This is a genomic window from Kitasatospora sp. NBC_00458 (assembly GCF_036013975.1).
Lineage (GTDB): Bacteria > Actinomycetota > Actinomycetes > Streptomycetales > Streptomycetaceae > Kitasatospora.
Genome location: NZ_CP107904.1, coordinates 6,999,181 through 7,021,696, shown reverse-complemented (window position 1 = coordinate 7,021,696; position 22,516 = coordinate 6,999,181). Strand labels below are relative to the sequence as shown.

The 22,516-nt window shown below is 75.7% G+C and carries 15 protein-coding genes and 1 pseudogene; 6 read left to right on the top strand and 10 right to left on the bottom strand.

The window, feature by feature from the left end:
• Positions 1 to 449: 449 nt before the first annotated feature.
• Positions 450 to 4,298 (top strand): RICIN domain-containing protein, encoded by a 3,849-nt coding sequence (locus OG550_RS28560; protein ID WP_327682323.1) that lies wholly within the window; start codon positions 450 to 452, stop codon positions 4,296 to 4,298.
• 183 nt (positions 4,299 to 4,481) lie between these two features.
• On the opposite strand, the gene OG550_RS28555 is transcribed toward OG550_RS28560, so the two are convergent.
• The gene (locus OG550_RS28555; RefSeq protein WP_327682321.1) at positions 4,482 to 6,122 is read right to left on the bottom strand and encodes a hypothetical protein; all 1,641 of its coding nucleotides are present in this window, start codon (positions 6,120 to 6,122) and stop codon (positions 4,482 to 4,484) included.
• 400 nt (positions 6,123 to 6,522) lie between these two features.
• On the opposite strand from OG550_RS28555, the gene OG550_RS28550 reads away from it, so the two are divergent.
• Positions 6,523 to 6,936: a hypothetical protein gene (locus OG550_RS28550; protein ID WP_327682319.1), complete on the top strand. Its 414-nt coding sequence runs from the start codon at positions 6,523 to 6,525 to the stop codon at positions 6,934 to 6,936.
• Here the strand turns inward: OG550_RS28550 and OG550_RS28545 are convergent.
• The 9 genes from OG550_RS28545 to OG550_RS28505 all read right to left on the bottom strand — a co-directional run bounded on the left by OG550_RS28545 (position 6,921) and on the right by OG550_RS28505 (position 18,261).
• Entirely contained in the window at positions 6,921 to 7,736 is an 816-nt protein-coding gene (locus tag OG550_RS28545; RefSeq protein WP_327682318.1) for a helix-turn-helix domain-containing protein, read from the bottom strand. The genes OG550_RS28550 and OG550_RS28545 overlap by 16 nt on opposite strands.
• A 117-nt stretch (positions 7,737 to 7,853) precedes the next feature.
• Positions 7,854 to 9,230: a DUF2252 domain-containing protein gene (locus OG550_RS28540; protein WP_327682316.1), complete on the bottom strand. Its 1,377-nt coding sequence runs from the start codon at positions 9,228 to 9,230 to the stop codon at positions 7,854 to 7,856.
• A gap of 299 nt (positions 9,231 to 9,529) precedes the next feature.
• Positions 9,530 to 11,125, bottom strand: coding sequence for a multicopper oxidase family protein (locus OG550_RS28535; protein ID WP_327682315.1), 1,596 nt, complete (start codon positions 11,123 to 11,125; stop codon positions 9,530 to 9,532).
• Positions 11,122 to 11,697 (bottom strand): hypothetical protein, encoded by a 576-nt coding sequence (locus tag OG550_RS28530; protein ID WP_327682313.1) that lies wholly within the window; start codon positions 11,695 to 11,697, stop codon positions 11,122 to 11,124. The genes OG550_RS28535 and OG550_RS28530 overlap by 4 nt, the downstream gene beginning before the upstream one ends.
• Positions 11,698 to 12,075: 378 nt before the next feature.
• Positions 12,076 to 14,640, bottom strand: coding sequence for an FtsX-like permease family protein (locus OG550_RS28525; protein ID WP_327682311.1), 2,565 nt, complete (start codon positions 14,638 to 14,640; stop codon positions 12,076 to 12,078).
• The gene (locus OG550_RS28520; RefSeq protein WP_327682308.1) at positions 14,637 to 15,434 is read right to left on the bottom strand and encodes an ABC transporter ATP-binding protein; all 798 of its coding nucleotides are present in this window, start codon (positions 15,432 to 15,434) and stop codon (positions 14,637 to 14,639) included. The genes OG550_RS28525 and OG550_RS28520 overlap by 4 nt, the downstream gene beginning before the upstream one ends.
• Positions 15,435 to 15,683: 249 nt before the next feature.
• Entirely contained in the window at positions 15,684 to 15,884 is a 201-nt protein-coding gene (locus OG550_RS28515) for a hypothetical protein (protein ID WP_327682307.1), read from the bottom strand.
• A gap of 380 nt (positions 15,885 to 16,264) precedes the next feature.
• On the bottom strand, positions 16,265 to 17,053 hold the full coding sequence (locus OG550_RS28510; protein WP_327682306.1) for an aminotransferase class IV: 789 nt from the start codon (positions 17,051 to 17,053) through the stop codon (positions 16,265 to 16,267).
• A 161-nt stretch (positions 17,054 to 17,214) separates the two neighbouring features.
• Positions 17,215 to 18,261, bottom strand: coding sequence for a GNAT family N-acetyltransferase (locus OG550_RS28505; RefSeq protein WP_327682304.1), 1,047 nt, complete (start codon positions 18,259 to 18,261; stop codon positions 17,215 to 17,217).
• A 369-nt stretch (positions 18,262 to 18,630) separates the two neighbouring features.
• On the opposite strand from OG550_RS28505, the gene OG550_RS28500 reads away from it, so the two are divergent.
• The 4 genes and pseudogenes from OG550_RS28500 (at position 18,631) to OG550_RS28485 (ending at position 22,491) form a co-directional block, all read left to right on the top strand.
• On the top strand, positions 18,631 to 20,145 hold the full coding sequence (locus tag OG550_RS28500) for a hypothetical protein (RefSeq protein WP_327682302.1): 1,515 nt from the start codon (positions 18,631 to 18,633) through the stop codon (positions 20,143 to 20,145).
• Positions 20,142 to 21,266, top strand: a pseudogene (locus OG550_RS28495) (glycosyltransferase family 4 protein); the annotation flags it as partial. The gene OG550_RS28500 and the pseudogene OG550_RS28495, both read left to right, overlap by 4 nt.
• Positions 21,267 to 21,544: 278 nt before the next feature.
• Positions 21,545 to 21,868 (top strand): hypothetical protein, encoded by a 324-nt coding sequence (locus tag OG550_RS28490; protein WP_327682298.1) that lies wholly within the window; start codon positions 21,545 to 21,547, stop codon positions 21,866 to 21,868.
• Positions 21,869 to 22,035: 167 nt separating this feature from the next.
• Complete coding sequence (locus OG550_RS28485; protein ID WP_327682296.1) at positions 22,036 to 22,491, top strand: AraC family transcriptional regulator; 456 nt, start codon at positions 22,036 to 22,038, stop codon at positions 22,489 to 22,491.
• Positions 22,492 to 22,516: the final 25 nt, after the last annotated feature.

Here is a 22,516-nt window from a genome sequence, read left to right as displayed (position 1 = left end):
GGAATCGGTGTTCACTCCCGACCTCACGCAGCGTGCGAAGAGGGGGGGTGTTTTGACCTTCTTTACTATGCGGGGTTACTGATGCCCGCTCACCGATCGTGCGCACCCGACTGCTCCGAGCGGGGCCTCGACTACGGAGAGCTTGCAGTTGTGAGGTGCCTCACAACAGATCCGACCAACCGTCAAATAAGACGTTGCATACGGGTGTTAGGTTCCCGTTCGCCGATATCCGCACGGCAATCAACCGACTGACGAGAGGTTTTGCACTTATGGGGTCGATATCCCCCCATCGGAGCCGTCGACGCAGATCCATGCTGGCCGCATCGGTCGGCATCGTACTGACTGTTGGCATGCTCAGTTCCACCGCCCCCGCTTTCGCCGCCGACGGGACTTCCCAGGCTTCTCCGGCCGCCCCGGCTTCCCCGACCGCCGGGACGGAGGCTCCGCCCGTGCCGGGTACGGCCGCCGAGACCGCGCAGCGGGCCGCCGAGGCCGCGGCGCTGGCCGAGGCCCGGCGCACCGGCAAGCCGGTCGAGATCCCGGCGCTGACCACCGAGACCGACACGGTGGTGGCGAACCCGAACGGCACGCTGGGCCTGCGGCGTACGGTCGCTCCCGCGCGGGCCCGGCAGGACGGGGTCTGGAAGGACCTCGACGCGACGCTCGTCCGGGCGTCGGACGGTTCGCTGCGGCCGAAGGTGACGAGCAACCGGCTGACGCTGTCGGGCGGCGGGTCCGGGCCGCTGGCCACCCTCGACCAGGACGGCCGCAAGCTCACGCTGAGCTGGCCCGGTGCGCTGCCGACGCCCGTCCTGGACGGCGAGAGCGCCACCTACGCCGAGGTCGCGCCCGGCGTCGACCTGAAGCTCACCGCCAACCAGGCGGGCGGGTTCACGCAGGTCCTGGTGGTCAAGACCCCGGCCGCCGCGCAGGACCCGAAGGTGAAGGCCCTCACCCTCGGCCTGAAGACCGAGGGCGTCTCGGTGAGCGCCGACGCCGGTGGCAACCTCAACGCCACCGACGCCGACGGCCGGGTGGTCTTCCGCGCACCCGCTCCCACCATGTGGGACTCCAGCACGACCCCCGCCACCCCCGCCGCCGCCGTGGCCGCCAAGTCCGGTGCCCGGGCGGCCCGTTCCGCCGCGGACGCGCCGGCCGCGGCCCCCGACACGGCGACCGGGCCCGCCGACTCCGAGGGCCTCAAGGTGTACTCGGACGCGGACGGCCCCGGGCTCGGTGCCAACGTCTCGCAGCTGTCGGCGACTCCGGCCGCCACCTCGATAGCGGTCACGCCCGACAGCGCCTTCCTGAACGCCCCGACCACCACCTACCCGGTCTACATCGACCCGCCGTGGACGCCCACCAACCGCGGTACGCAGAACTGGACCTGGGTCCAGGAGGCCTACCCGGACAAGACCCACTACAACGACTACAGCGACCGGTACGACCCGGGCGTCGGCTACCAGCAGTGGCAGACCAAGAAGGGGCTGGAGCGCTACTACTTCCAGATCGGCACCGGCGACCTCGGTGACAAGGTCATCCGGAAGGCCAACGTGGTCGCCACCCAGTCCTACGGCGCCGCCAACAACTGCAGCTCCACGTTCGGCGTGACACTGCACCCCACGCACCCCATCGACGACACCACCCGCTGGAACAGCCAGCCCTGGGACTGGGGCCCGCTGGGGACGTCCGTGCTCAACAGCGCCGGCGGCGACGGCTGCCCCGGCGCCACCACGACCGGCGAGTGGGACGTCCGCCAGCACCTGGCCGACAACCACTGGCGCGGCCAGCTGACCTTCGCGCTGTTCGCGGCCGACGAGTCCAAGCGCGACGGCGACAAGGGCAACATCGGCTTCAAGCGCTTCACCCGCACGCCCGCCAAGCTGCCCTACCTGTACATCGAGTACAACCGCGCCCCGTTCGCGCCGTGGAGCCTGTGGATGGAACCGGCCCCGCAGAACGCCAACGGCAACGGCTGCGGCTGGATCGGCGCGACCAACGCCGCCACCGGCGTCCGCCTGTCGGCCTGGGTCGGCGACCCGGACAACCAGCAGGTCGACGCCCGCTTCGAGGTCCGCGACGTCGGCGCCGGCGGTGAGCCGGTGATCTGGGACAGCGGCTGGGGCAACCGCGGCAACAGCCACCACGTGGCCACCGTCACGGCCGGCAACCTCCAGGACGGCCACACCTACTACTGGCGCGCGCAGACCGGCGACGGCGAGCTCGCCTCGGACTCGTCGGCCGGCTGCATGTTCAGCCTGGACCTCACCCCGCCGGCGGTGCCGACCGTCACGTCCGCGGACTACCCGGCGTCCGGCACCCTGCCCGGCTCGGCCAAGCACATCGGCGAGGCCGGCGCGTTCGCCGTCAGCGCGACGGACAGCGCCAGCGGCGTGCTGTACTACGAGTACGCCTTCAACTCGGCCATCCCGGTGGGCGGCGCCAACCGGGTCGACGCCTCCGGCAACGGCTCCGCGGTCATCAACCTGACTCCCACCATGTGGGGCACCAACACCCTGCGCGTCCAGGCGGTCGACCGGGCCGGCAACCGCTCGCAGGAGAACACCTACGCGTTCTACGCACCGAGCGACCCGAACGCCAAGACCGTCCTCGGCGACATCACCGGGGACCAGCGGGTCGACCTCCTGCTTCCCGACGCCGGTGACAACCTGCGGGTCTACCCGACCGCCACCGACCCCGGCGCAGCCGGGATCCTGGCCTCCGACAAGGCCAACAGCCCGGGCGGCAAGGGGTGGAAGGACACCCTCGTCACCCACCGCGGCGGCAACGGCATCCACATCGACGACCTGTTCGCCTACCGCGACGGCGAGCTGACCCTCTACCGCAACACCCTGACGACCGGCACCTTCGCGGTGACCTCGCAGTACTTCACCTCGAACTTCACGGTGGCGGTCCGGCGCCCGCTCCCCCAGCGCTGCAAGCTCCTGAACGGGCAGCCGTGCGGCGCCGCCTACGCCTCCGACTGGAGCCGGGTGAAGCAGATCCTCGCACTCGGCTCGGCGGACGGCACCGTCGCCGCGAACACCCGCACCGACCTGCTCACCGTCGAGGACGACGGCCAGGGCGGCACGCAGCTCTGGCTGTTCCGCGGCACCACCACCACCGGCGCCCTGGACAATCCGGTGCTGGTCTCGACCGGCGACTGGAGGAACCTCCAGCTCATCGCCCCCGGCGACACCACCGCGGACGGGCTGCCGGACCTCTGGACCCGGGACACCTCCTCCGGCAGGCTCCTCCAGTACCCGAGCCGCAGGGCAGCCGACGGCAAGGCCGACCTCTCGGCCTTCGGCAACCCCGTCTCGGAGAACGTCATCGGCTCACTCGTCCCGCAGGTCTACCCGACCGTCGGCTCCTCGGGCGACTTCGCCGGCGACGGGATCGCCGACCTGTGGGCCCTCAACTCCAGTGGCGGGCTCGACCACTGGAGCGGGACCACCACCGGCGGATCCGGCAGCACCCCCCTCAACGGCTTCGCGGGACAGCCCCTCCTGGGCTTCCCCGGCGGCACGGTGAGCATCCACACCGTGCTGACCGGCCGGTGCATCGACGCCCGCGCCACCGGCGACGGTGACGCCCTGGCCCTTGAGGACTGCCGGAACGTCGACCAGCAGCACTTCGTCTTCCACAGTGACAAGACCCTGCGGGTCTCGGGCAAGTGCGTGACCGGTGGCACCGACAGCCGGGTCACCGTCCAGCGCTGCCCCTCGGGCCCCCTCGAATCCGAGATCCCCGGGCAGAAGTGGGAACTGCGCGCCGACGGAAGTGTCCGCAACCCGTCGACCGGGACCTGCCTGGACGTCCCGGCCTGGAACGGGAATAGCGGCACCGAGCTCCTGCACTGGGGCTGCAACGGCGGGACCAACCAGTCCTGGACCACCACCGCCAACGATCCGAGCCTCCTGCACACCGTGCTCGACCGCCGCAAGTGCCTCGACGCCAGCAACGCCGGCGACGGCGCGCCGATCACGCTGTGGGACTGCTGGAACGGCGTCAACCAGTACCTGACCTTCCACACCGACGGCACCCTCCGCGTCTACGGGAAGTGCCTCGCCGGAGCCGAGAACGGCACCTGGAACGGAACCCGGATCCTCCTCTGGACCTGCCTGCCCGGCGAGGCCGGGTACAGCCAGAAGTGGGAGCTGCGGAGCGACGGCACCATCTACAACCAGCCGTCCGGGCGGTGCCTGGACGTCCCGGCCGGCAGGGCGGAGAACGGTGTCGAACTGTTCCTGTGGGACTGCAACGGCGGCCCCAACCAGCAGTGGAGCACCACCTGACGCCGTCTCACGACCGGTGATCCACCCGGCCGGGCGCTGATCCGCTCCGCCGATCCGTCGAGCCCGCTCCCGGCCCTCTCAGGCCGGGAGCGGGCTCTCGGACTGAGCGGGCTCTCGGCCTGAGAGGGTCGCCGTCCGCCGTCCGCCGTCCGGCAGCCCCGGCCCGGGCGGGGCCGCCCCGCGTCAGACCGACGGGCGGGGCGAGGGCGCGGAGCCCGCCAGCAGGGGCCACTCGCGGTGGAACGCCGGCAGCGGGAGCCGGCCCTCGATCAGCGGCGTGCCGAAGACCTTCAGGTGGGCGAGCAGCGCGCCGTTGAGGTCGACGCCGCCCAGCAGGGCCCAGCCGCCCTGCAGTTGCGGGCCGCCGCCGGGGACGTCCACGGCCAGCGAACCGTCGGCCCGTGCCCGGAGGTACGGGGCCACGGTGGCCTCGACGCCCACGGCGTCGTAGAGGCCGAGGCTGACCTCGGCACCGAGCGCGGCGCGGACCTCCGCCCTGCCGCTCAGGCGCAGGCGCACCGGGGAGACCTTGGTGTCGGCGGCGTCGGCGGCGGAGGTCCAGCCCCGGCCCCCGGTGTAGTCGGCGTGGACGGCCCAGGTGCCGGTGGCCTCCTGCTCGGCCTCGACGTGGACCGCCCCGTCGGCGCCGATCTCCAGGTAGCAGGTGAGGCCGAGGTTCACGACCACGGGGAGCCCTGCGACCGTCAGGACCGGGCTGGCCTGGAGCTTGGCGAACGGGATCCGGACGGGGGCGGCGGCGCCGCGGGCGAAGTCGCCGGAGACCTTCCAGTGGGCGCGGGCTCCGAGGTCGAAGCCGATCGAGGCGGTGCGCGGGGCACCGGCGCCGGCGCCGTGGTAGGCGAAGCGGACGGCCGGGTGGAGGGTGAGCGAGCCGGACGCCTCGGCGGTGGCCCCCTCGGGGAGCGGGACGGGGGCCTTGACGTCGACCTCCAGGGTGCCGGAGGCCTCGGCCTTGGTGGTGCCGTTCTCCCGGGCGACGGTCGCCCTGACGTTCTTGACCAGCGGGGTGACCTTGATCGCCTGCGGGTCGACCGCCACCTTGCCGTCCGCCTCGGCGCCGCCCAGCAGTTCGGGGAGGGTGGCCGGGCGGGTGGCGAGGGCGAGGGTGCCGTCGGCCCCCGGGTGGACGGCGGTGACGGCGACCAGCGCGCCCTGCGGAGCGGCGGCGGTCGGCGGGCTGGCGATGAGCCGGCCGGGCCGGACCTCCGGGGTCGCGGCGGCCGTGGAGGGCGCGGAGGGCGCGGCCGAGGACGGGGCAGGGGTCGCGGCGGCGGTCGGGGCGGCGGCGGTCGGTGACGCGGCGGACGGTGACGCGGCCGAGGGGGCCGGTGCGGGGGCGGCGGCCAGGACGGCGGTCCCGGCGGCCGGATCGTAGGCGGTGAGCCGCAGTCCGGTGGCCGCCGCCGGGGTGGCGGCGGCGCCGTCGACGGCGGGCGTGCCGATGGCGACCGTCTGCACGTCGGCCGGGGCCGCCGTCACCGACAGCGCGCCCGTGGCCGGGGCGGCGGCGCCCGACGGGAGGGCCGGTGCGGCCGGCGGCGCGGCGGGCGAACCGGTGGCCGGTGCGGCCGCCTTGGCCTGCGGGGTGCCGGACGGCCCGCCGGCGGTGCCCGCCGCGGGCGCGTGGGCCGCGGGCGCGGAGGGCGCCGCGGTCGCGGCGGCCGTCGCGGTGGCGGGCCCGGCGGCCTCCACGGCGACCGACACGGCCCGCGGGGCTTCCGACGTGGGTCCGCAGGCGGCGGCGCCGAGCACGAGCAGGGAGACGAGGGCAGGCCGGACGGCCGTACCGAGGGGACTCTTCACCAGGGGGCTCTTTCAGCACGGGCGGCGGACAGGTGCGCGCGGCCGCCCGGGAACGGGGGGTGGGTGGGTGCGGAGAGGCGCGCGGATCGCACGGCCGCGCGGACCGCTCATGTTACTGACGGGAAACAAGCTTGTCGAAGACATGCCGATGGGTGAAAGTGGAACGAAACCACCATCAGATCCAGTGCCCTCAAGGGTGGTTGGTGCACGTCCCCGCCGAGGACCCCGGCCTACGGCGGGGGTCCGGCCTCCCGCAATCCACCGTCCGACGGGGCCGCACCCCCGCCGGATGACGGCCCGTCCGGCATTCCCCGCCGGGAATTGTCGGCCCCCGCGGACGGCCGCAGGATGGATCACGACCGAAGAGGACCGGACGCAGCACACGCACCGAGGAGACGCCATGACGACGACACAGGACATCGCGGGCCGCTACGTCGCGCTCTGGACGGAGTCCGACGCGGCCCGCCGGCGGGCGGCGGTGGAGGAGCTCTGGGCGCCGGACGGCGTGCACCTGCTCCAGCCGCCGGAGGAGATCCGCAAGCAGGCGGCCGAACTGGGCTTCGGCGGGACGGCACTGGAGGCGCGCGGGCACGACGCACTGGAGGAGCGGGTGACGCGGGCCTACGAGGAGTTCGTGGCGGGCGGGGAGTTCACGTTCCGGGGCTCGGGCGAGGCCGTCCGGCTCCGCGACGCCGTCAGGCTGACCTGGGAGATGGTGGCGGTCGCCGGCGGCGAGGTGGTCGGGGGCGGGGTCGACGTCCTCGTCCTGGACGGCGCGGGACGGATCGTGACGGACTATCAGTTCCCGGCCTGAGCAAACCGGTTCGGCCGTCGGCATGCCCGTCGATGCGCTAGCCGGTGCTCCCCCCCGGTGCGCGCGGCGTAGGCGCGGAGGGCGGCCGAGGTCGGCTCGTCGACCGGCAGGAAGGCCTCCAGCCTCAGCTCGGCGAGCGTGACGTCGACCGCGGTGGCGAAGGTGGTGATCGTCGTCATCAGGTGCAGTTCGCCCTCCGAGGTCCGCAGGTGGAGGGGGACGGCGAAGCCGAGGTGGTCGGCCGGCGGCTCCACCGAAGCCGGTACGTAGCCGCGCAGTTCGGCGTGGAGCGCGCCCAGGTGGGTGGTCCGGTCGAGGATGTGCCGGGCCCAGGCGCCGAAGTTGAGGATGCGGGGCGCCAGGCCGTCCGGGTGGAGGGCCAGCCGGTAGGCGTTGGTCCCGGGGCCGACCAGCTCCGCGGCGGCCCCCTCGGTCAGCAGCCCGAGCGCCGCGTTGGCGGCGACGACGCCGCCGGACCGGTCCACCACCAGTGCGGGGTAGGGGAGATGGCCGTCGAGGATGTGGCCGAGGGCGGCCCGGACGGGGGCCAGTTCGGGACCGTCGAGCGGGTGCTCGGCGTACACGGGGGCGTAACCGGCGGACAGCAGCAGCTCGTTGCGCTCACGCAGCGGGAGGTCGAGGGACTCGGCGAGCCGGACCACCATGCCGCGCCCGGGTGCCGAGCGGCCGGACTCGATGAAGCTGACGTGGCGCTGGGTGGTCCCGGCGCGGGTGGCGAGTTCGAGCTGGCTGAGGCGGCGGCGGGTACGGCGCTCGCGCAGGGTCCGGGGGAAGTCCACGGGCCCATTTGTACACCGGCCCGGGGCACCGGAACCGGTCCCGGTGCCCCGGGCCGGCTCCCCCCGCCCGGGTTACGGCGGCCGCGGTCCCGGCCCGGGGTGCGCCCGGATCCCCGTTCAGATGCCCTTCTGCGCCGCCACCGTTCCGTCGTCGATCGCGGTCAGCAGCGCGGCGTGGTCGGCGATGGTCTGGTCCGCGTACTGGACGGCGAAGTCGGCCACGGCCTCGGGGAAGGTGTCGGCGCTGCCCAGGTAGCCGGCGACGGCGAGACGGTCGCCGGAGCGGGCGTGGGCGCGGGCCAGGGTCCGGCCGCAGAGGTCGGCGTAGGCGCGCAGGTCGGAGGGTGCCATGTCGGCGACGTCGGCGGAGCCCTTCATGTCGCGCAGCTGGCGGCCGTAGAAGTGGCGGCCGGCCGGGCCGGTGGTCCAGCCGAGGAAGATGTCGCTGGCGGCCTGCATCAGGTGCTGGCCGGTGACGACTCGGCGGCCGCCGTGGGCGACCGGCGCCTCGGAGAGCGGGCGGCCCTCGGGCGGGTTGTCGGGCAGGTAGTCCTCCAGGACGGACCGCCCGGCCTCCTTGATCTGGAGGAAGAGCGGGTCGCGCTCGTCCCGGCCCTCCAGCAGGAGGATGAAGCAGCGGGTGCCGACGCTGCCGACACCGACCACCTTGCGGGCGACGTCGACCAGTTGGAAGCGGTCCAGCAGGACCCGGCGGTCCTCGGCGAGGGTGGCGCGGTAGTCGCTGTAGATCTTGCCGACCCGGCGCAGCTCGTCGCGCGGCACCGGTTCGATCAGCGGCGGGTCGCTGATGATGCGGCTTCTGCCGTCCTCGCCCCGCTCGGTGAGCTTGCCGAAGGCCTGGAGGCTGGTGCGCCTGCGGGCCTTGTCCAGGTTGGCCTCCACCTGCCGGCGCCGACGGCCGCCCTTGCGGAGCATCGCCGGGAGGTCGGCGGTGTCGATCCGGGCGTACCAGACGTCGAGTTCGCCCATCTCGGCCAGGCGCCGCATCGCGACGGCGTAGCCGTGGGCGGCGGCGAGCGCGGCGCGGTGCACGCGGTCCTCGTCGTGGCCGTTGTCGCGGGCGGCGACGGCGACGCTGGCGGCGAGCCGTTTGACGTCCCATTCGAAGGGGCCGGGGTAGGTCTCGTCGAAGTCGTTGACGTCGAAGAGCAGCGCGCGTTCGGGCGAGGCGTACACGCCGAAGTTCAGCAGGTGGGCGTCGCCGCAGAGCTGGACGGTCAGGCCGGTGTCGGGGACGGCGGCGAGGTCGGCGGTCATGACGGCGGCGGAGCCGCGCAGGAATGCGAACGCGGAGTCGGCCATCCGGCCGTAGCGGATCGGGCGGAGGTCGGCGAGCCGGTCCTCGGCCTGCTGTTCCAGGAGGCGGATCGGGTCCGGGCGGTCGGCGGCGGGGATCCAGCGGCCGTGGGCCGTGCGGGAGGCCCTGCTGCGGGCGGCCCGGCCGCGCCGGCGGCGTTCGGCGGGACTGGTCATGCGCGGCTCCTCGCTGGTGCGGCCCGGGCCCTCCCCCGGCCGGGTACCCCCTCCCCGCGACGCTAGGTCAAGCGTCGCGGGGAGGCACGTCGGGGCCGGGGCCGGAGCCGGGGCCTGCGCCGGGGCCGGACCTCGGCGGGGGCCGGAGCGGGGACCGGGCGGAGCCGGAGGCCGAGCCCGGGCGCTCCCGGCACGGGCGGGAGCGCGGCGGGCCCTCCTGCGCTCGGCCGAACGGGTGAGCGGGTGAGCGGGTGAGCGGGCCGGTCTTAGCCCGCGTCCCGGCCCGCACCCCGACCCGCTCACTCCACGACGAAGTCCGCCATCATCGCCATGTCCTCGTGCTCCAGGTTGTGGCAGTGCAGCATGTACGTCCCCGGGTAGTCGGTGAACCGCACCAGCACCTCCACCCCCTCCGACGGCCGCAGGTCCACGGTGTCCTTCCAGCCCGCGTCGTACGGCCCCGGGTCGCCGCCGTTGCGGGAGAGCACCTGGAACTGGTCCAGGTGCAGGTGGACGGGGTGGTGGACGTCGCTGAAGAACCTCCAGATCTCGGTGCTCCCGAGCGCCGGGGCGGCCAGCGCGCGGCCGGGCTGGTACGGCCGGTTGTTGATCGTCCAGCCGTCGTTCCGGCTGCGGCGGAAGCCGAAGGTGCGGGTGGTGACGGCGGTCGAGGGGTCGAGCCGTTCCAGGGTGCAGAGGCGCTCGGGGACGGTGGCGTCGTCGTTCACCGGCCGCGAGGTGACGTCGAAGAGGAGGACCTCGCCGGTCCGCTCGCCGCCGAAGCGGTTCACCAGGCGGACGGACGTGCCCGGCGGGTACCGGGAGAAGTCGACCACCACGTCGAACCGCTCGGCGGGGGCGATCTCGACGGCGTCGTGCCGGACCGGCGTCTCCAGCAGGCCGCCGTCCCCGCCGATCTGGACCAGCGCACCGCCGCCGGCGGGCTGCGGGTCGAGTTCGAGGCGGTAGAACCGGGTGTTGGAGGCGTTGAGCAGGCGCAGCCGGTAGTGGGCGCGGTCCACCTCGGCCCGCGGCCAGGGGGCGCCGTTGACCAGGATGACGTCGCCGAGCACGCCGTTCATGTAGTCGTCGGTGACGCCCGGGACGCTCAGCCCGGGGTCGACCGAGGGGTAGCGGAAGGAACCGTCCGCGGCGAAGGCGCGGTCGGTCAGCATCAGCGGCAGGTCGCGCGCGCCGCGCGGCAGCGGCAGGGCGTCCTCCTCGTCGTCCCGGATCAGGTGGAAGCCGACCAGGCCGCGCCAGATGCCGGGGCCGGTGAAGCCCATCCGGTGGTCGTGGTACCAGAGGGTGGCGGCGCGCTGGTGGCCCGGGTAGGTGTGGTCGCGCTCGCCGATGATGTTCCGGCCCGGGATTCCGGCACCGGCCGTCGCCGGCATGCCCGGCATGCCCGCCATGCCCGCCATCGCGTGCGCGGCGCGCTCGGCGGAGGAGCCGACCGGGAGCAGCAGGTCGATCGGGTAGCCGTCGCTGTCCGCCGGGGTGTGGCCGCCGTGCAGGTGGACCACCGAGGGCACCGGCAGCTCGTTGCGGTGGCGGACCACCATCGCGCGCCCGGCCCGGCCGACCAGGGTCGGCCCCGGGAAGGTGCCGCCGTACGTCCAGGCCTCGGTCCGCAGGCCGGGCAGGATCTCCAGCCCGACGACCCGCTGGGTGATCTCGTAGTGGTCCGTGGTGCCGTCGGAGCGGACCGGGGCGAGGACCGCCGGTACCGGCAGCGGCACCCGGAACGGCTCGGGGAGCTCGACCTCGCTGGTCAGCAGGCGTCCCGGGCGGGCCTCGGTGAGCAGCCGGGCCGCCGAGGGCACGGCGAAGGCCCCCACCGCACCTGTGCCGAGCACCGCGGCGCCGACGCCGAGGAACCGGCGGCGGTTCACTGCGCCACCTCCATCGAGCCGCTCGGACGGGGCAGCCGTCCCGCGGCGTCGCCGTGCGGGTCGGCGGGCGGGTCGGCGGGCGCACCGCCGCGCGCGGGCAGCGGCAGCCGCCAGGCGCCGACCAGGCCGAACAGCAGCGCGCTGACCAGCAGCACGCCCAAGGTCACGTGGAGCCCGACCGCGCGGTCGTAGCCGAAGGCGGTCTGGGCGCCGGCCGCGACCGCCAGCAGGGCCGTGGTGCCGAGCGGCCAGAGCGGTCCGCGGGCACCGCCCGACCGGCCGGTGCCGCCCGAGGCCCCGGCGGCGGACGAGGCACGGCCGGTCCGGCCGGCCAGGGTGACCAGGGCGGCCACCACGAGCTGGACGAGCACCACGGTGTCCAGGGCCATCGCGGTCAGCCCGTGCGCCGCGAGCGCGTCGTAGTGGCCGTTCAGGAAGCCGGCGGCCAGCACCGTCTGGACCAGGGCCAGGGCGGCGAGCGCGGTGGCGGTGGCCCGCAGCAGCACCAGGGGCAACCGGGGTGGCGGGCGCAGCGGCAGGCTGGGCCGGTGGGCCGCGGGGGGACTGCTCATCGGTCGGCCTTCTCTCTGCCGGGCGCGCCGGAGCGGCGACGGTGGGCACGCCGGGGCGTGCCGGACCGGCTCGGCTCGGCGCGGGGGGTGGACGGGACGGCGTCCCCGGGCGTGCGGCACCGGACGGACGCGGCCGTGAGCGTAGCTGATCAGACATCACGATCGGTGTGGATCAAGGGCTTTCCGTCCGCCTACCACCCGATGGCGCCGGTTCGGCGCGGCATTGTCACCCGAACGGGCGGTGCGCCGGACCCGCGCGCACCGCCCGTTCACGCCCCCTTGTGTGGGTGGGCGCCTGTTCCACCCCTCATCGGGGACGGGGCTCCGGTCCCGTCGGCGACACCCCCGTCGCCTCCGGCGGGCCGGAGCCCCGTCCCGCTACTGCCGACCGCCGCCCATCGTCACCGGGCGGGACCGCAGCAGGGCCCGGGCCGGCAGCGCCGTCGCGGCCAGGCAGAGCAGCACCGCCCCGGCGACCAGCGGCAGCACGAGCCCGACCGGCACGTGCGGCGCCGCGTCGGCGATCCCCCGGGCGATCGGCACCAGGGTGACCCAGGCGATCACCCCGCCGACCACCAGGCCGGTCGCGGCGACCAGCAGCGCCTCCCAGCGCATCATGCCGCGCACCTGCCGCCGGGTGGTCCCGGCCAGCCGGAGCAGCGCCACCTCACGGCGCCGGTCCAGCACCGTCATCACCAGGGTGTTGGCGGCGGCGACCGCCGCGAACCCGCCCAGCACCCCCGCCATCACGGTGTTCGCCCAGGCACCGAGCTCCTGGTCCTTGTCGGCCCGGGCGACGAACCCGGCCCGGTCGGTGACCAGCAGGCCCGTCCCGCCGCCCACCCCCGCCAGCTGCTTCGCCACGGCGGCCCGGTCGGCCCCCGGCGCGTCCGCGACCAGCACCTGGCTGTCGTAGTCGGCCGTGACGTGCTCGGCGACGGCCGCCCGCGGCAGCAGCGCCTGCCCGAAGCCGAGCCCGCGCTCGTACGTGGCGACCAGCAGCGGCTTCGCCTCCGTCCCGTCCCCCAGCCAGAGCGGGACCCGGTCGCCGACCTCGACACCCAGCTCCTCGGCCGTGCCCCGGGCCAGCGCCACGGTGTCCGCCGAGCGTCCGAGGTCGGCCAGCGAGCCCCGGTGCACCCCGAGGTCGAGCACCCTGGACAGCCGGGCCGGGTCACCGGCGACGCCCAGCGCGTTGGCGGTGCTCATCGTCTGGCCGGTGCGGTAGACGACACCGGTGCGCAGCACACCCACGGCCGCCTCCACACCGGGCACCTTCGCGGCCCGTTCGGCGGTGCCGGCGGGCAGGCCCGGCCCGGTGGAGGCGAGCACGTGGTCGGCGGCGATGCCGGCCCGCACCTGCTCCCCGGTCTCGTACCGGATGGTGCTCTGCATGAAGAGCAGGGTGCCGCAGAAGGCGGTGACCATGGCGATCGGCGTGATCGCGGAGGCCAGCCGGCGGGCGTTGGCACGGGTGTTGTCGGCGGCCAGCGAGCCGGGCGCGCCACCGGCCCGCAGCGGCGCCCCGAGGACACCGGCCGCGGCGCGGGCCACCCAGGGACCGAGCAGCGCGACGGCCGTCATGAAGCACATCACCACACCGAGCGCGGTGTTGGCGGCGTCCGAGCCCTTCAGCGCCGAGGCGAGGCCGGCCAGTGCCACGCCGCCCGCCGCGAAGAGCAGCCCGACGACGGTGCGCACCCGGCCCGGACGGCCGGCCTCGACGGCCGCCGCCCCGAGCGCCTGACCGGCCCGCATCCGGGCCGGGCCGCGGGCGGCGACGAACCCGGCGCCCAGCGCGGCGAGCGTGCACACGCCGACGGCGGCCAGCATCGGCACCGGGCCGACCGACAGCTCCACCGCCTCCGGCACGGCACCGCGCTCCACCATCGCGTCGAACCACCAGCGGGCCAGGGCCAGCCCCGGCAGGATGCCCAGTGCCCCCGCGAGCGGGGCGACCAGCATCGCCTCGGTGGCGATGGTCCGGCGGATCTGCCGGGGCGTGGCACCGATGGCGCGCAGCAGCGCGAACTCCCGGGCACGCTGGCCGGTGGCCAGGGCCACGGTGGACACGACCACGAAGACCGCGGTCATGGTGGCGGTGCCGCCGAAGGACCCGCCCAGCGCGGTCAGCATGGTGCGGGCCTCGGTGAGCGCGGGCTGCTCGACGGTGCCGCGCTCGTCCCCGGTCAGCACCTGCGCGTCGTCGCCGACGGCCTGCCGGACCTGCTCGGCGAGCGCCCTGCCGTCCACGCCCTCGCGGGGCTGGACGGCGATCGCGTCCACCCGGCCGGGGTGGCCGGAGATCCGGTCGGCCGTCCCGTCGGCGAACCAGACCGTCGGGGTCCGCGGGCCGGACGGGCCGGCCTGCTGCGGGGCCGCGAGGCCGGAGACCAGGTAGCTTCCGCCGCCGGCGGGCGCGGTGAGCGTGACGGTGGCGCCGGGCGCCAGCTTGGCGGCGCGCGCCGTGTCGGCGTCCAGGACGATCTCGCCGGCCGCCGGGGCGCGGCCCTCGACCAGCTTCTCGCCGAGCCCGGCGATGCCGAGCGAGGCGAAGCCCCGGCCGGTCGGCGGCGGGCCGGCCAACGGACCCCCGACGGCGCCGTGCAGCGGGAACGCGCTGTCCGGACGGGCCGCGGCCACCCCCGGCCGGGCGGCGATCCGGGCCACCAGCCCCGCGTCCACGCGGGCCCGCTCCGGCACCGCCTGGCTCTCCGTCTCGGTGTCGTCCGCGGACTTGAAGGTGATGCTGACCGACGGGTCGGCCGCCACCACCACCGGAGTGCCCGCGTACCGGCCGGGCGGCACGGAGGCGGTGAGGCCGGTCTGCAGCAGGGTGCCGCAGGCCGTCACGACGGCCGCGGCGAACAGCAGCGCGACGAAGGTGCCGACGAAGGAGGCCGGGCGGAAGCGCACCGAGGCGCGGGCGAGTCCGTTGCTCATGCCGCAGCCCCCACCGGGCGCGCGGCCAGCGTGACCATCCGGTCGGCGATGGTCCGCGGGTCCGGCCGGTGCAGCTCGTCGGCGAGCGCGCCGTCGGCCAGGAACAGCACCCGGTCGGCGACCGAGGCGGCCACCGGATCGTGCGTCACCATCACGACGGTGGCGCCCATCGCGTCCACCGCGTGCCGGAGCAGACCCAGCACCTCGTGCGCGGTCCGGGTGTCCAGCGCGCCGGTCGGCTCGTCCGCGAAGACCACGTCCGGGCTGGTGATCAGCGCGCGGGCGATCGCCACCCGCTGCTGCTGGCCGCCGGACAACTGCCCCGGCCGCCGCCCCGCGTGGTCGCCGAGACCGACCTGGGCCAGCAGCTCCCGCGCCCGGCCCCGGTCCTGGCGCTCCCCGGCGAGGCGCTGCGGGAGCAGCACGTTCTGCAGCACCGTCAGCGAGGGCAGCAGGTTGAAGGACTGGAAGACGAAGCCGATTCGGCTGCGGCGCAGCTTGGTGAGCCGGTTCTCGCTCAGCTTGGTGATCTCCTCGCCGCCCAGGTAGACCTCGCCGGCGGTTGGGCGGTCCAGGCCGGCCGCGCACTGCAGGAAGGTGCTCTTGCCGGAGCCGGACGGGCCCATGACGGCGGTGAAGGTGCCGTGCCCGAGGGCCAGGTCGACACCGCGCAGGGCGTGCACGGTCTCGCCGCCCCGGCCGTAGCTGCGCCGGACGCCGCGCAGCTCGATCGCGGTGTGGGCGGCGGAGCGCCCGTACGGCTCGGGCTGGGGACGGGTGCGGCGCGGTGCCATGAGGGGCCTTCCTTCGGAGATCGTCGCTGGTCGTCGACGTGTTCCAGGCTAGGAAGACGGGGCGCGGCGGACCATGGAGGCCGCTGGCGGACCGGGGGTGGGGTTATCCCCCGGAGCCCTCCGCGGGTGGCGCCGGCTCCGGCGGGGCGGGGCGCACCCGGCGCCGCCCCGCGGTTCGCCCCGCGCCGGGTACCCACCCGGCCCGCACGGACAGCGGCACCCGGCGAGGAACGCTCCTCACGAGGGCCTTCAGGTGAGGCCCGGTCCGGCTGCCCTGCGCGCTTGACTCCGCTCCCGCACGGCCTCCAGTCTGCGCTCCCTCTCGTCTCGGATCTCCGGCGCATTGGCCAGACCGTAGCTGTCAGCCAGGTCCTTCAGCCTCGCGTCGATCGCTCCCAGCCTGTCCTCCAGTTGCTTGGTCGGCCGCTGCCCCATGAGCGCCTCGGCCACGGGAGAAGCGGAGCAGGAACCGGAGCCGTTCCGACCGGTCGAGCGGTGGGCGGCCGAGCACCCATGGCAGTCGGCACTGCAGGCGGGATGCTCCTGCCGACCACGCCGGCGCAGCTGATCCTCGACGACGCGGCGCAGTCGGACCGGCGCTCCCCGACCTGCCTGGCGGGGAGGCCTGGTCGAAACCGCACCCGGCGCGGGGCGGGGGACGCCGACCGCAGTGTGTCCGCGGGCATCCGTCCGGATGGGAGCCGACCCGGGCAACGGGTCCGGACCGCAGGTGGGGCCGCTCGGCGCGGAGGCCGGAGAGCCGGTGGAACGCCGCGCACGGCGGCCGGTCCGCCCTGCTGGGCCGCCTCACGCGCGGCCGGTCCGCCGGGTCAGATCTCCTCGGCCTCGATCCCCTCGTACGCGGCGCGGAGCTCGGCGACGACGGGGTGGGCCGGGTCGAACGCCGTACCGTCGATCGCCGCCACCGGGCGGACGCCCGCGCCCGCGTTGAGGGCGACGGCGGCGACGAAGCGGTCCAGGCCGGTCGGTGCGACGCGCTCGCGCCGCTGCGGGCCCCGGTGGGCACCGGCGAGCAGCGCCTCGGTGACGCCGGGCAGGGCGGCGGCGTCCGGGAGGACCAGCTCACGGCCGTCGTACAGGGCGAGGTTCCAGGTGGCGCCCTCGGTGATGTGCCCGTCCGGGTCGACGAGCAGCGCGTCGTCGTAGCCGGCCAGTTGGGCCTGCCGGCGGTGGTGGAGCAGCCCGAACAGGCCGACGTGCTTCACCTCGGGCAGCTCCCGCCGGTACGCGGCGGTGCGGACCCGCAGCGGCCCGGGCACGGCCGCCGGGGCCGGGCGGGTGGTGACCAGCAGCCGGGGCTCGGCGGGTGCGGCCGGACGCTCCAGGCCGAGCGCCGGGTCGAACACGGTGACCCGGACGATCACCGGTGCGCCGTCGGCGGGGAGGACACGGCGGATCCGGGCCCGGACCAGCTCCCGGTCCAGCGCGGCCCCGAAGACCGTACGGCAGTCGCGGACCAGCCGGTCGAGGTGGAGCCCCAGCCCGCGGGCCCGGCCCGCCTCGGCGCGCAGGGTGGTGAAGTGCCCGTAGTTCAGCAGGCCCAGCGCAGCGAGCTGTGCGGGGTCGGCGGGCGCGCCGTCGATCTCGATCTCTGCCATGCCGCCGAGTCTCCCAGGTCGGCTGCCGCGCGAGCGCAGCCGAGCGGGCGAGCGCAGCCGAGCGGGCGAGCGCAGCCGAGCGGGCGAGCGCAGCCGAGCGGGCGAGCGCAGCCGAGCGGGCGAGCGCAGCCGAGCGGGCGAGCGCAGCCGAGCGGGCGGGGTCAGTTCACGGGCTCGCCGGGTGCTCCGCCCGGGTCGCCGGCGGTACCCGCCGCCGTGGGGCGGTACGGGGTCGTGACCGGGCGGCCGCCGTCGCGGGCCGACCGCTCGACGTGCTCGATCCGGTACGCGAGGCCCTCCGGCTCGCCCGCGTCCGACCAGCGCCAGGCCTCCGCCCACCGCTGCGGGCCGCGGACCAGCGGGTGGCCGGCGAGCGCGAGGTGGAGGGCGAGCGTCGAACGGGCGTAGTCGCGCACCCAGCCGTCGGCCTGCCGGTGGGCCGCGGTCTCGTCCAGCCGCAGCCAGCGGCCCTCACGCCCTGCGCTGAGCAGCGGCGTCCAGCCGCCCGCCGGCTCCGACGGCCGGTCCGCGATCAGCAGGACGAGCCGGCCCTCCTCCTCCCGCACCCGGTAGGGCGGCAGTTGGGGCATCCGGGCCAGTCCGACGGCGTGCTTCCAGGAGACCACCCAGAGGCCGCGGCGCAGGTAGTAGCGGACGGCGTGCTGCCAGGTCCAGTGCGCCTCCAGCCGGTAGCCGGGCAGGCCCTCGGCGGTGGCGGCCCGGTAGACCTGGTCGAGCGCCGTCGCGGCGAGGCCGCGGCCGCGCACGGCGGGGCGCAGGTAGAGCGAGGAGACGGCCGACTGGCCGGGCCCCTTCGTCCAGTTGTCGACCGCGACCGTGCCCACGGGGGGCGCCTCGCCGCCGCCCGGGGCGGAGCCGGCGGAGCCCGGGCCGGGGCCCGCGCCCGGCCCTGCGTCGGACCCCGCGTCGGCCTCCTCCTCGGTGCCGGTCAGCCAGAAGCGACGGCGGTACAGCTCACCGTCGGGCCACTCGCGGCCGCTCTCGCCGAGCCGCTCCCGCAGCGCCCGCTCCTCCGCCGGACCGAGCGCCTCCGGGTCCACCACCTCCCCCAACTCCCCTTCGGCGCGCGACGCGAGGTCCCAGAGCGCGAACCGCCGGCCCTCGCCCTCCCGCACCGCCCGCACCCCGGGCGCCGACCCCAACCGCGCCTGCATCCGCTCCACCGCCGCATCCCAGGACCTCGCCACGCGTCCACGATAGCGAGCCGTGGGCACGGAACGTAATTCGATGGACACCGAACGTCAGATCGGATACGAATTCCTGTGTTCGGAGCACCACTTCGCAGGAGAGGGGCCGGTACCTTGCACCACGTCATCCGCTCGGCGCGCGGCCCGCCTCCGCGCCTCGGCCGGTGGTAGGGGAAACCCGACCAGAGGACTCGACCTGGCCGTCATGACCTCGCTGACCTGCGCCGCTGCAATGAAGTGGTGCTGATTAACCGCGTCCGTCCGGACCTTCCGCGCTCCACCGATCACCCCGATCACCACGCTCATCCCGGCCTCTCCGGCCGTCGCCCTCCCGGCGGGCGGCGGCTGCTGTGGTGCGGCGGGTGGCTGGTGGCCGCCGGGTGGGCGGGAGCGTTCCCGCTCGTCTCCGGGCTGGGACCGCACCGGAGTTGGGGGCTGTGCGCCGCGGCGGGGTACGTGGCGGCCGCGGTGGCCGTACTGGTGCTGCCCTGGCGGTGGGCGCCCCGGTACGCGGCCGTCGTCGCGCTCGTGGGTGCGGTCGCCGCGCCGCTGCTCCTCCTGCTCGCGACCGGGCAGGGGCAGAGCGAGGTCGCCGTCATCGAACGGTCGGGCGAGCTGCTGCTCCGGCACGGCACGCCGTACCTGGCCGACCCGCGCACGGTCGCCGAGTACACGCCCTACCTGCCCGGCATGGCGCTGTTCGGGCTGCCCCGGGCGCTGCTCGGGTCGGACGGCTGGCCGGCCAGGGTGCTCGGTGACGCCAGGCTCTGGTGTGCCGCCGTGTTCCTCGGCTGCCTGGTGGCGGCGGCCGGCCCATGCGGTCGCCGGTGGGTCCTGCCCGGACGTGCTCGACCCAGGCGGGCGCGGCGCGGGCAGGCTCGGCGTGAGCGGCTTCGGCTCGGCGTCGCGGGAGCGCCGGTCTCCGGGGTGTTCGGCGTGCCCGTCGGCACGGCGGCCGCCGCGCTGCTCGCCTCGCCGCCGGTCGCGCTGCCGCTCTGCGTCAGCGGGGTCGACCTGCCGCTGACCGGACTCTGCTGCCTGGCGCTCGCCCTGGCCGGCCGGGCCAGGCCGCTCGGTGCCGGGTCCGCCCTCGCCCTGGCCTGCGCGCTCAAGTGGACGGCCTGGCCCGCGGTCGCGGTGACCGCCGCCCTCCTGGCGGCCACCGCGGGTCGGCGGGCGGCGGTGCGCGCCACGGCCGCCGCCGTGGCCGGCACGGCCGTGCTCGTCCTGCCCGCCGTGCTGCGCTCGCCCGGTCCGCTGGTGGAGCAGGTGTTCGCCTTCCCGACCGGGCGCGGCGGGCTGCCCACCCCGGCGAGCAGCCCGCTGCCCGGCCGTCTGCTCGCCGACCTCGGCCCGGCCGGCTGGTACGCGGCCACCGCCCTCCTGCTGCTCGCCGGACTCGCCGTCGCCGTCTCGCTGGTCCGACGCCCGCCCAGGGACGCCGTCGGCGCCGCCGAGCGGCTTGCGCTCGGGCTGGCCCTGGCCTTCCTGCTGGCGCCCGCCGGGCGGTACGGCTACCTCGCGCTGCCCGTCCTCCTCGTCCTCCTCGCCCGGCTGGGCGGGACCGGCCGTCGGCGGACGGATCCCCAAGGCACCGGCCCGGACGCCGCCGCCACTGCCACCGCCGTCGCTGCTGCCGCCACCGCCGCGCCCACGGCCCTGTCCGTCCCGCCCGCACCCGCCCCGCCCGTACCGGTGCCGGTACCGGTGCCGGTGCCGACGCGGACGGACACCGGCGGTCGGCCCGCGCCCCGCCGCCCCCCGCGCGCACCCACGACGGCCCGAGCCTCAGCCCCGCACTCCGCCGCCGCCCGTCCTGTCCCCCGTACCAGCACCAGCACCAGCACCACCCGCCCCCGAACCGAGGTCGCATCCACCCCATGAGCAGCACACTCATCGTCACCAACGACTTCCCGCCCCGGCAGGGCGGCATCGAGACCTTCGTCCACGCCATGGCCACCCGGCTGCCCGGCGGCGAGGTCGTCGTCTACACCTCGGACGAACCGGAGGCCGCCCGGCACGACGCCGCGCTCCCCTTCCCGGTGATCCGCGACCGGGCCCGGATGCTGCTGCCCACCGGCCGGGTCACCCGCCGGGCCGCCGAGATCGCCCGGGCGTACGGCTGCGACCGGGTCTGGTTCGGCGCCGCCGCACCGCTCGCCGCGATGACGCCCGGGCTCCGCCGCCAGGCCCCGGGGATCCGGCGGACCGTCGCCACCACGCACGGCCACGAGATCTGGTGGGCGCGCACCCCGGTCGCCCGGCGGCTGTTGCGGCGGATCGGCGACAGCGTCGACGTCGTCACCTACCTCGGCCCGTACACCCGGGACCGGATCGCCCCCACCCTCGGGCCCGCCGCCCGGCTGGAACGACTGGTGCCCGGAGTCGACTCCGACCTGTTCCGGCCCCGGCAGGACCCTCGCCGACCGGCCGGGGGCGGCCCGGCCGCACCGGTCGTCCTCTGCGTGGCCCGGCTGGTCCCCCGCAAGGGCCAGGACGCCCTGATCCGCGCGCTCCCGCTGGTCCGGCAGGCCGTCCCCGGCACCGTACTGGTGCTGGTCGGCCAGGGTCCGGACGAGCGGCGGCTGCGCGACCTCGCGCTCCGGTGCACCGAGCCCGGCTCGGTCGTGTTCGCCGGCGGCCGGGAGCACGCACGGACGCCCGACGTCTACGCGGCGGCCGACGTGTTCGCGATGCCCTGCCGGACGCGGCGGGCGGGCCTGGAGGCGGAGGGCCTCGGCATCGTGTTCCTGGAGGCCGCGGCCTCCGGCCTGCCCGTCGTCGCGGGCCGCTCGGGCGGCGCACCGGACGCCGTCCTCGACGGCGTCAGCGGCACCGTCGTCGACGGGCGGGACGATGCCGCCGTCGCCGGGGCGATCATCCGCATACTCCGCGCGCCCGCCGCCGAACGGGCCCGCATGGGCGGGGCCGGCCGCCGGTGGGTGCGGGAGCAGTGGTCCTGGGAGGCCACCGCCCATCGCCTGGCCGCCCTCCTGACCCCCGGCGACGCGAACGAGTCGGAGGACTCCGAGGACTCCGAGGACTCCGAGGACTTGGGCGGCGCCGAGGACTTGGGCGGCGCCGAGGGACCGGATCGCTCGGGGGGCGCCGAGGCGCCTGCCGCCGCAGGCCCGTCCGCCGCGTCCGCCGGCTCCCGGGCGGTGCGAGCGGGTCGCCCGGAGCCCGACCGGGAGTAGCCGATCACCTCCAGACAGGTCACCCGCGGAGCCCCTCCCCCGATCCGTGACATGCTGACGCCTCGTCATATCCCAGGGGAGGGCCCATGCCCAGCAGGCGCGTTCTCAAGCTCACCTTCGAGTTCCACGTTCCGGAGGGGCTCGACACCAACATCCGCAGCGCACGGGTCGACAGTGCGACCGATCAGATCGTCGGCGCCGTCCGGGAGCTGGCCCCTGAGGCCTTCCCCTGGGCCGACGAGCTGACCGTCCACCGCGAGTGGTCCTACCGCTGGCTGGAGCGGAGGCCCGAGACCCTCCCCCTCCCCGCCACCGACAAGAACACCGCCCCGAAGTCGGCCCCGGACCACGACGGAGGTGCCGACGAGGGCGGCGCGGCCGCCACGGACGAGGCCGCGCCCGACGCCTGACCGCACGCCCGTGCACCGGTACGCCCGTACACCGGTACGCCCGTACACCGGTACGCCCGTACACCGGCACACCCGGCCCGATTTCCATTCTCCTTTTAGTACCGGCCGTGGGAATTTTTATACCTTGCTACCGTGAAATACCTGCCGCCCGATCGAGGGAGAAATCAGTGTTCACGGTGGAGGAACTTCCCGAATTCCGGATCGCCTACCTGAGGCGCACCGGCCCGTACGGGCCGGAGAACGGTGCCCAGATGGAGAGGCTCAAGAAATGGGCCGCGGAGAACGGTCTGCTCCGGCCCGACTCGGCCGTCCTGGGGATCGCCCGGGACGACCCGGCGCTGACCCGGCCCGAGGACTGCCGGTACGACACCTGCCTCGTCGTACCGCCGCAGGGCACCGGAATCCGCGACCCCGAGGTGGCGGAGGGTCGACTGGCCGGCGGCCGGTACGCGGTCCTCACCGTGGACCACACGGCCGAGGGGGTGTCGCGCGCCTGGGCCGGACTTTTCGACGCGCTGGCGGACGCGGGCTTCGGCCTCGACGCGGCCCGGCCGGTCCTGGAGCGGTACCGCCCGCCCATGGTGGCGGCCCGCTTGTGCGAGATCTGCGTTCCCGTGCTCTGAGTCGGCGCCGGGCCGAACCGGGTCG

Coding starts and splice junctions, on each gene's coding strand:
- OG550_RS28550 (WP_327682319.1), top strand. CDS start 6,523: ATGACGACGACACAGGACATCGCGGGCCGCTACGTCGCGCTCTGGACG.
- OG550_RS28520 (WP_327682308.1), bottom strand. CDS start 15,434: ATGGCACCGCGCCGCACCCGTCCCCAGCCCGAGCCGTACGGGCGCTCC.
- OG550_RS28510 (WP_327682306.1), bottom strand. CDS start 17,053: ATGGCAGAGATCGAGATCGACGGCGCGCCCGCCGACCCCGCACAGCTC.
- OG550_RS28490 (WP_327682298.1), top strand. CDS start 21,545: ATGCCCAGCAGGCGCGTTCTCAAGCTCACCTTCGAGTTCCACGTTCCG.
- OG550_RS28530 (WP_327682313.1), bottom strand. CDS start 11,697: ATGAGCAGTCCCCCCGCGGCCCACCGGCCCAGCCTGCCGCTGCGCCCG.
- OG550_RS28525 (WP_327682311.1), bottom strand. CDS start 14,640: ATGAGCAACGGACTCGCCCGCGCCTCGGTGCGCTTCCGCCCGGCCTCC.
- OG550_RS28540 (WP_327682316.1), bottom strand. CDS start 9,230: ATGACCAGTCCCGCCGAACGCCGCCGGCGCGGCCGGGCCGCCCGCAGC.